Genomic DNA, 2,306 nt, shown 5'->3' with positions numbered 1-2,306 from the left:
GTGTTCGGCGGCGTCCTACTCTCCCACAATCCTTCGACTGCAGTACCATCGGCGCTACCAGGCTTAGCTTCCGGGTTCGGAATGGGACCGGGCGTTTCCCTGGCGCTATAACCACCGTAACTCTGCGAAACCACACACACTGTCATGTCCATGCGGTCTCACGGAACAACACCCCGGGGTTGGTCAGGGTATTCACCGTGAAACCACACACACAAGAGTGTGGTGTTTCAGAGCTGTAGAGTGGATGCGTAGCATGTTTGTGGACAAGTCCTCGGCCTATTAGTACCAGTCAACTCAAAACACCTTACGGTGCGTCCATTTCTGGCCTATCAACCCAATGGTCTATTGGGGGCCTTAACCCACAAGGGGGTGGGATACCTCATCTTGGAACAGGCTTCCCGCTTAGATGCCTTCAGCGGTTATCCCTTCCGAACGTGGCTAACCAGCCATGCCACTGGCGTGACAACTGGCATACCAGAGGTTCGTCCGTCCCGGTCCTCTCGTACTAGGGACAGCCTTCCTCAAGTATCCTACGCGCGCGGCGGATAGGGACCGAACTGTCTCACGACGTTCTAAACCCAGCTCGCGTGCCGCTTTAATGGGCGAACAGCCCAACCCTTGGGACCTACTCCGGCCCCAGGATGCGACGAGCCGACATCGAGGTGCCAAACCATGCCGTCGATATGGACTCTTGGGCAAGATCAGCCTGTTATCCCCGGGGTACCTTTTATCCGTTGAGCGACACCCCTTCCACCAGGTGGTGCCGGATCACTAGTCCCGACTTTCGTCCCTGCTCGACATGTCTGTCTCACAGTCAAGCTCCCTTGTGCACTTGCACTCAACACCTGATTGCCAACCAGGCTGAGGGAACCTTTGGGCGCCTCCGTTACTCTTTAGGAGGCAACCGCCCCAGTTAAACTACCCATCAGGCACTGTCCCTGAACCAGATCATGGTCCGAGGTTGAGATTCCCAATTCGACCAGAGTGGTATTTCAACATTGACTCCACCATAACTAGCGTCACAGCTTCACAGTCTCCCACCTATCCTACACAAGCCGAACCGAAAACCAATACCAAACTATAGTAAAGGTCCCGGGGTCTTTCCGTCCTGCCGCGCGTAACGAGCATCTTTACTCGTAGTGCAATTTCGCCGGGCCTGTGGTTGAGACAGCCGGAAAGTCGTTACGCCATTCGTGCAGGTCGGAACTTACCCGACAAGGAATTTCGCTACCTTAGGATGGTTATAGTTACCACCGCCGTTTACTGGCGCTTAAATTCTCAGCTTCACCCCGAAGGATTAACCGGTCCTCTTAACGTTCCAGCACCGGGCAGGCGTCAGTCCATATACATCGTCTTGCGACTTCGCATGGACCTGTGTTTTTAGTAAACAGTCGCTTTCCGCTGGTCTCTGCGGCCGCCCCACCCTAGCCCGCGAAGGGCTTCAAGTGCTGCGGCCCCCCTTCTCCCGAAGTTACGGGGGCATTTTGCCGAGTTCCTTAACCACAGTTCACCCGATCGCCTTAGTATTCTCTACCTGACCACCTGTGTTGGTTTGGGGTACGGGCCGTGCATGCACTCGCTAGAGGCTTTTCTCGGCAGCATAGGATCACTCTACTTCACCTCAATCGGCTACGCATCACGTCTCAGCCTTCAATGAAACACGGATTTGCCTATGTCTCGGCCTACACGCTTACACCAGTACTACCATTCACTGGCGGAGCTACCTTCCTGCGTCACCCCATCACTCGACTACTACGGAATCAGATCCCACGCTCCACCCAACAACTCCACCCGAAGGTTTTATCGTTAGGCTTTGGGTGGTTAGTATCAACCGCCTCATCCTGGGCGCACATGCTCGGGTACGGGAATATCAACCCGTTATCCATCGACTACGCCTGTCGGCCTCGCCTTAGGTCCCGACTTACCCTGGGCGGATTAGCCTGGCCCAGGAACCCTTGGTCATCCGGCGGCAGAGTTTCTCACTCTGCATTCGCTACTCATGCCTGCATTCTCACTCCCACACCCTCCACGACTCGTTCACACGGCCGCTTCCCTGGATGCAGGACGCTCCCCTACCCATCAACACGACTAGACCTTCACTCAAGGTGAAAGCCGATCATATGTGTCAATGACACAGCTTCGGCGGTGTGCTTAAGCCCCGCTACATTGTCGGCGCAGGACCACTTGACCAGTGAGCTATTACGCACTCTTTCAAGGGTGGCTGCTTCTAAGCCAACCTCCTGGTTGTCTGGGCAATCCCACATCCTTTCCCACTGAGCACACACTTAGGGGCCTTAGCTGGCCGT

Annotated in this window: 2 rRNA genes (1 of these 2 only partly in view); both read right to left on the bottom strand. The window is 55.5% G+C overall.

Going from position 1 to position 2,306, the window contains the following annotated elements:
- Positions 1-2 precede the first annotated feature (2 nt).
- Positions 3-119: ribosomal RNA gene (rrf, locus tag QMK34_RS46895) — 5S ribosomal RNA — on the bottom strand.
- Between the two features lie 140 nt (positions 120-259).
- A 23S ribosomal RNA gene (locus QMK34_RS46890) occupies positions 260-2,306 on the bottom strand (it continues 1,187 nt past the right edge of the window).

Source organism: Amycolatopsis sp. H20-H5 (genome assembly GCF_035828755.1).
Classification (GTDB): Bacteria; Actinomycetota; Actinomycetes; order Mycobacteriales; family Pseudonocardiaceae; genus Amycolatopsis.
Note: the sequence above shows the minus strand (reverse complement) of the source record. Positions and strands in the feature narration are given on the sequence as shown.